6 protein-coding genes are annotated in these 6,879 nt (G+C 69.7%); 2 read left to right on the plus strand and 4 right to left on the minus strand.

The window, feature by feature from the left end; genetic code table 11:
* The first annotated feature begins 484 nt into the window (after window positions 1-484).
* On the plus strand, window positions 485-1,480 hold the full coding sequence (trpS, locus tag SPR02S_RS51760; protein ID WP_019064937.1) for a tryptophan--tRNA ligase: 996 nt from the start codon (window positions 485-487) through the stop codon (window positions 1,478-1,480).
* A gap of 50 nt (window positions 1,481-1,530) precedes the next feature.
* On the opposite strand, the gene proC is transcribed toward trpS, so the two are convergent.
* The 3 genes from proC to SPR02S_RS51775 all read right to left on the minus strand — a co-directional run bounded on the left by proC (window position 1,531) and on the right by SPR02S_RS51775 (window position 4,014).
* Window positions 1,531-2,340 carry a pyrroline-5-carboxylate reductase gene (gene proC / locus SPR02S_RS51765; protein WP_019064938.1) on the minus strand — a complete coding sequence of 270 codons (810 nt, stop codon included), beginning with the start codon at window positions 2,338-2,340 and terminating at the stop codon, window positions 1,531-1,533.
* 61 nt (window positions 2,341-2,401) lie between these two features.
* Complete coding sequence (locus SPR02S_RS51770; RefSeq protein WP_019064939.1) at window positions 2,402-3,205, minus strand: ABC transporter permease; 804 nt, start codon at window positions 3,203-3,205, stop codon at window positions 2,402-2,404.
* Window positions 3,202-4,014 carry an ABC transporter ATP-binding protein gene (locus SPR02S_RS51775; protein WP_019064940.1) on the minus strand — a complete coding sequence of 271 codons (813 nt, stop codon included), beginning with the start codon at window positions 4,012-4,014 and terminating at the stop codon, window positions 3,202-3,204. The genes SPR02S_RS51770 and SPR02S_RS51775 overlap by 4 nt, the downstream gene beginning before the upstream one ends.
* Window positions 4,015-4,263: 249 nt before the next feature.
* Between SPR02S_RS51775 and SPR02S_RS58370 the strand changes: the two genes are divergently transcribed.
* A complete protein-coding gene (locus tag SPR02S_RS58370; RefSeq protein WP_043259089.1) occupies window positions 4,264-5,721 on the plus strand; it encodes a SulP family inorganic anion transporter in 1,458 nt (485 codons plus the stop codon).
* 384 nt (window positions 5,722-6,105) lie between these two features.
* Here the strand turns inward: SPR02S_RS58370 and SPR02S_RS51785 are convergent.
* A partial coding sequence (locus SPR02S_RS51785) for a class I SAM-dependent methyltransferase (RefSeq protein WP_019064942.1) occupies window positions 6,106-6,879 on the minus strand: 774 nt, incomplete at its 5' end.

Below are 6,879 nucleotides of genomic sequence, written 5' to 3' on the forward strand. Positions count from 1 at the left end.
TCTATCAGATCCTTTCGGGCCTGACTCCCAGTCAGAGTGGGCTGCCATCCCGGCCCTTGGGCCGTTCCGACGAGTGAGACTTTAGCGGAATCCTGAGTCCCGAGCGAATCGGGGGGTGCGTCCTTTCGAACGCGGATTCCTCATTTCGCAAATACGCATGGCAATACAACGCAACGACGGATCGTCGATTGTTTGTAGGTACTTGCGGAATGGCTGTCCGGGGACCGACCGGGGTCGGCGCTCACGTCGGACAACTCGGAGAACACTACGTATGCGGTCAGGGCGTGTCAACTCCGCTCCAGAGAGCACCGTGGAGGCGTACGCTGAGTGACGTGACTACGCATACGTGCACCCAGGAGTGGTGGGCCGCCTGACGGCGGCCGTACACACGTATGTACTCAACGGCCGCCGCCTCGGCGGCCGTTCGCGTTTCTCCCTCCAGAGGGTCGGCCGGGTGCGGCGGTCTCGATCAGGAGGTAGTGAGATGACACGGGTCTTCAGTGGGGTCAAGCCGACCGGGCACCTGACGCTGGGGAACTACCTGGGTGCCATTCGGCGGTGGGTCGACGTGGATCAGCGGCAGAGCGACGCGCTGTTCTGCGTGGTCGATCTGCACGCGCTGACCGTGGACCACGATCCGGCGCGGGTGCGCAGGCTCAGTCGGCAGGCGGCGACGTTGTTGCTGGCGGCTGGGCTGGATCCCGAGCTGTGCACCGTGTTCGTACAGAGTCATGTGGACGAGCACGCGCGGCTGTCGTACGTCATGGAGTGTGTGGCCACCGACGGTGAGATGCGGCGGATGGTCCAGTACAAGGAGAAGGCCGCGCGTGAGCGGGAGCGGGGCGGGAGTGTGCGGCTGTCCTTGCTGACGTATCCCGTGCTGATGGCGGCGGACATCCTGGCGTACGGGACGGACGAGGTGCCGGTCGGGGACGACCAGACTCAGCATGTGGAGCTGACCCGGGACCTGGCGGTGCGGTTCAACCAGCGGTACGGGCACACGTTCGTGGTGCCTCGGGCGACGCGGCCGGGGGTGGCGGCTCGGGTGATGAACCTCCAGGAGCCGACTTCGAAGATGGGGAAGTCGGACGACGCCGGGCCGGGCATCGTCTATCTGCTGGACGAGCCGGAGGTCGTACGGAAGAAGGTCATGCGGGCCGTGACCGACAGTGCGGCGGAGGTCGTCTACGACCGGGAGGCGCGGCCGGGGGTGGCCAATCTGCTGGAGATCCTGGCCGCTTGCGGTGGTGGGAACCCCGAGGACCTGAGCGGTGTATATGAGTCGTACGGCACTTTGAAGAAGGACACGGCGGAGGCCGTGGTCGAGCTGCTCAGGCCCGTGCAGGAGAGGCACAAGGAGTTGTGCGCGGATCCCGCTTATGTGGAAGGGGTGTTGCGGGATGGAGCGGAGAAGGCGAGAGAGATGGCGAAGCCGATGGTCGACAGTGCGTATCGGGCCATCGGGCTTCTGCCTGCGTAGCGAACCGGCGTCGGCCGACCGGATAGCCAGCCAGCCATCTGTCTAGCTAACTAGCTGTTTCCGGAGGCCAGTTCGCGGCTGCGGTCGCGGGCTGCCTCCAGTGCGGCGATGAGTGCGGCGCGTACGCCGTGGTTCTCCAGTTCGCGGATGGCGTTGATCGTCGTGCCAGCGGGCGAGGTGACGTTCTCGCGGAGCTTCACCGGGTGCTCGCCGCTGTCGCGGAGCATGACGGCGGCGCCGATCGCGGACTGGACGATGAGGTCGTGGGCCTTGTCGCGCGGCAGGCCGAGCAGGATGCCCGCGTCCGTCATGGCTTCGACCAGGTAGAAGAAGTACGCCGGGCCGGAGCCGGAAAGGGCGGTGCAGGCGTCCTGCTGGGACTCGGGGACGCGGAGCGTTTTGCCCACGGCGCCGAAGATCTCGTCGGCGTACGCGAGATGGGCCTCGGTGGCATGACTGCCGGCGGAGATGACGGACATGGCCTCGTCGACGAGGGCGGGGGTGTTCGTCATGACACGGACGACAGGGGTGCCTGCGGCCAGGCGCTCCTCGAAGAAGGAGGTGGGGATGCCCGCCGCGCCGCTGATGACCAGGCGGTCCGCGGGGAGGTGTGGAGCGAGTTCGTCGAGGAGGGTGCCCATGTCCTGCGGCTTGACCGTGAGGATCAGGGTGTCGGCACTCTTCGCGGCCTCCGGGTTGGTGACCGGGGTGACTCCGTGGCGGGCGCGGAGTTCCTCGGCTCGCTCGGGGCGTCGGGCGGTGACCAGCAGGTCGGCCGGGGCCCAGCCCGCTCGGATCATTCCGCTGAGCAGGGCTTCGCCGATCTTGCCGGTGCCGAGGACTGCGACTTTCTGGGTCATGGGGTCATCCTCGCACCGGCGACGGGCACGGGGCGGTGGCTGTCCGGCTGGCGGAACACCGTTATGCCGTACGCCTCCTCAGGGTCGCCGCGCCCAGGCACAGCACCAGCAGGGCGCAACCGGCCACGATCAGGGCGTCGCGTACGAACGTGGCGGTCATGTCCGTGTGTTTGAGGACCTCGTTCATGCCGTCGACTGCGTACGACATGGGCAGGATGTCGGAGATGGCTTCCAGGACGGGGTGCATGTCGGAGCGGGGAGTGAAGAGGCCGCAGAGGAGGAGTTGGGGGAAGATCACCGCCGGCATGAACTGGACGGCCTGGAACTCGGAGGCGGCGAAGGCCGAGACGAAGAGGCCCAGGGCGGTGCCGAGGAGGGCGTCGAGGAGGGCGACCAGGAGGAGGAGCCAGGGGCTGCCGGTGACGTCGAGGCCCAGGAACCAGACTGCGAGGCCGGTCGCCAGGGCCGACTGGATGATCGCGAGGAAGCCGAAGGCGAGGGCGTAGCCGGCGATCAGGTCGCCCTTGCCCAGGGGCATGGCGAGGAGGCGTTCGAGGGTGCCGGAGGTGCGTTCGCGCAGGGTGGCGATGGAGGTGACCAGGAACATCGTGATGAGGGGGAAGATGCCGAGGAGTGAGGCGCCGATGCTGTCGAAGGTGCGCGGGCTGCCGTCGAAGACGTAGCGCAGCAGGACGAGCATCAGGCACGGGATGAGGATCAGCAGCGCGATCGTGCGGGGGTCGTGACGGAGCTGGCGCAGGACCCGGGCCGCGGTGGCGGTGGTGCGGGAGGCGCTGAGGGCGCCGGCCGGGGCGGGTGCGGTGGTCGTCGTAGCGGCTGTGGTGGTTGTCGTTGTCGTGCTCATCGGGTCGTCTCCTTCTGGCGGGCGGTGGCTACGGCCTCGTCGACCAGGTGCAGGAAGGCCGCTTCGACCGTGTCGGCGCCGGTGGCGGTGCGGAGGGCGTCCGGGGTGTCGTCGGCGAGGATCTCGCCCTCGCGCATCAGGAGGAGGCGGTGGCAGCGCTCGGCCTCGTCCATGACGTGGGAGGAGATGAGGAGGGTGGCGCCGCGGGAGGCGGCGATGTCGTGGAAGAGGGCCCACAGGTCGCGGCGGAGGACGGGGTCGAGGCCGACGGTGGGTTCGTCGAGGACGAGGAGTTCCGGGGTGCCGAGGAGCGCGACCGCGAGGGAGACGCGGCTGCGTTGGCCGCCGGAGAGGTTGCCGGCGAGGGAGTCGGCGTGGGTGGTGAGGTCCACGTCCGTGATCGCGCGGGTGACGTCGTCGTGGCGGCGGGTGGCGGCGGCTCGGCCGGGGTCGAGGATCGCGGCGAAGTAGTCCAGGTTCTGACGGACCGTCAAGTCGTCGTAGACGGAGGGGGCTTGGGTGACGTAGCCGATGCGGGTGCGGAGGGTGGGGTGGCCGGCGGGGCGGCCGAGGACGTTCAGGGTGCCGGTGACCTTGGCCTGGGTGCCGACGATCGAGCGCATGAGGGTCGATTTGCCGCAGCCGGAGGGGCCGAGGAGGCCGGTGATCTGGCCTCGCGGGACGGTGAAGTCGAGGGCGCGGAGGACTGTGCGGGGGCCGCGGGCGACGGTGAGGGATTCGGCTTGGACGGCGGGCTCCGGGGCCGTGCCGGGTTCCGTGCCGGGTGGGTCGGCGATGTAATTCATCATGTGATGAATAATGCTCTCGGGCGGCACGGCCGTCAAGCGGGTGCGCGGGACGGCGCAGGCGCGCGGTGGCGTGATCGGAGTGGGGTGCTCCGGTATGGATGCCTCCGCGTTCACCGGGTGGCAACACGAATCGGGTGCGGGGCCAACTCCCTTTCCCGACAATGGATTTCAGTTCGCCGTGCCCTCCCCCGGTGCGGCGCCCACGCATCTCCCGTCTGGCTCTGTCCTGTCTTCGGAGGTGCCGTTGTCATGCGTGTCGTGCGCTGTCGTGTGAGCAAGGCCGATCTGTTCGCTTCTCTTGTCGTCTTCCTCGTCGCGCTCCCGTTGTGTGTGGGCGTGGCGATCGCCTCCGGGGTGCCGGCCGAGTTGGGGCTGGTCACCGGGATCGTCGGTGGGCTGGTCGTCGGGGCGTTGCCCGGGAGCAGCCTGCAGGTGAGTGGTCCGGCTGCCGGGCTGACCGTGCTCGTGTACGAGGCCGTGCGGGCGTACGGCGTCGAGGTGCTCGGGGTGCTGGTGTTCGCCGCCGGGGTGGTGCAGTTGGGGCTCGGGGTGCTGCGGCTCGGGCGGTGGTTCCGGGCCGTGTCTTCGGCCGTGGTGCAGGGGATGCTCGCCGGGATCGGGCTGGTGCTGGTCGCCGGGCAGGTGTACGCACTCGGTGATGTCGCCGCGCCGGCGGGCGGGGTGGGGAAGCTCGCCGGGCTGGTGGCGTTGCCGGGGGTAGTGGATCCGGTGGCGTTGTCAGTGGGGGGTGCCACCATTGCCGTACTGCTGCTGTGGCCTCGGTGGGGGCGGGGGGCTCGGCTGGTTCCCGCGCCGTTGCTGGCCGTGGGGTTGGCTGCGGCGGTGACCGGGGTGTTCGACCTGTCGGTGCGGCGGGTGGAGGTGCGGGGGCTGGTCGGTGCCGTGCGGGTGCCGGAGTGGGGGGATTTCGGGCGGCTTACGGAAGTGGGGGTGCTCGGGACGGTCGTGGCGTTCGCGTTGATCGCGTCGGCGGAGTCGTTGTTCAGCGCGGCGGCGGTGGACCGGCTGCACCCGGGGCCGCGGACGGACTATGACCGGGAGTTGGTCGCACAGGGCGCCGGGAACGTGGTGTGCGGGGTGCTCGGGGCGTTGCCGATGACCGCGGTGATCGTGCGGAGTGCGGTGAATGTCCGGGCGGGCGCGCGGACGAAGGCCTCGCGGGTGTTGCACGGTGGGTGGTTGCTGGTGTTCACGGCTTTGTTGCCCGGGGTGTTGGGGTTGGTTCCGGTGGCGGCGCTGGCGGGGTTGCTCGTGTATGCCGGGTGCGGGCTCGTGCCGGTGCGGCAGGTGCGGGGGTTGTGGCGCGGGCATCGGGGCGAGGTGGTCGTGCTCGGGGTGACCGCGGTGGTGATCGTGGTGGGGAATCTGTTCGAGGGGGTGCTGGTCGGGCTGGCGTTGGCCGTGGCGAAGACCGCGTGGGACATCAGTCATGTGCAGGTGGAGACGGAGGATCTCGGGGACGCGGGGATCGTCGTACGGGTGCTGGGGCATGCGACGTTTCTGCGGCTGCCGAAGCTGTTGGAGGCGTTGGAGGGGGTGCCGGGTGATCGGGTGGTGCGGCTGGAGTTGGGTGGGTTGCGGCATGTGGATCATGCGTGTGCGGCGGCGTTGGAGGGGTGGGTTGCTGGGCGGGAGGGGGAGCGGGGGTCGGGGTCTGGGCTGGGGTTGGGTTGGGTGAGGGGGTAACGGCCGTGCGGGGAGCGTGAGTTGGCGTTGGCGGAGCGGTGAGTTGGTGAATTGGCAGTCGGCGGTTGCCGGGGTGGGGCGCGCGTTGACTGGCGGTGCGGGTGGGGTGCGGCCGGGTTGGGGGTGGGGGTTCGGGTTGGGGGTGGGGGTTCGGGTTGGTTGCGGGGTGCGGGTGCTTGGGGGCTGGGCGCGCCCTCGCGGCGGAGCGGCATATCGACACAGCCCCGGGCCCCTAAGGGCTGGGCCGGGCGAGGTGAGGGGGCGCGGGTGCCTTGGGCTGGGCGCGCCCTCGCGGCGGAGCCGCATATCGACACAGCCCCGCGCCACCAAGGGCATCAGGGTGGGCGGGGTGATGGGGTGGGCGGCCGTCGGGGGGGCAGGTGGTCAGGGTGTGCGGGCTACGACGAGTTCGACGACGTAGGTCTCCTCGACGGTCTCGTCCGGGAACACGGTGCGCAGGTGGTTCCGCTCTTCGGTGAGGAAGGCGTTCGTGCCCTCTTCGTCGTGGACCAGGAAGACCGAGTGGCTGCCGATGTTGGCAAGGTGCGTGTCGATCGGGACGTGGCGGCTCCAACGGACCCTCCGGTGGGCGAAGTTGAGCCGACCGGTGGGATCGGCGAGCGCGGTACGCAGGCCGCTGCCGTTCTGCTCCACGACGGGGTCGATGCCGAAGTGAATTCGGATGCGTTCCGACTGTTCGGCGATCCACGGCACGTCGACGGCGTTGGTGTTCCACCACAGGGCGAGTGCGCCGCCCGGGCGCAGTACGCGGAGCGCTTCCGGAACCGACCTGGTGGTGTCGGTCCAGTGCCAGGCCTGGGCGTAGGTGAGGAAGTCGACGGAGTGGTCGGTGAGGGGGAGGGCGTTGCCGTTGCCTCGGACGATCGGGACGTCGGGGAGGGCGCGGCGGAACTGGGCCGCCATGCCGTCGCCGGGTTCGATCGCGACGACCTCGGCGCCACGGGCGTGCAGGAGGGCGGTCGCGATGCCGGTGCCCGCGCCGACGTCTGCGACGCGGGCGCCGGTGAGGGGGTGACCTGCGAGTTCCTCTATGGCGTCGAAGAGGGCGGGTGGGTAGGAGGGGCGGTTCTCGGCGTACTGGGCTGCGGCGGCGTTGAAGGAGTGGGCTCGGGCGGCGGGAAAGGGGGGCGAGGAGTG

Origin of the sequence: Streptomyces prunicolor NBRC 13075 (genome assembly GCF_000367365.1) — a bacterium.
GTDB classification, from domain to species: Bacteria; Actinomycetota; Actinomycetes; order Streptomycetales; family Streptomycetaceae; genus Streptomyces; species Streptomyces prunicolor.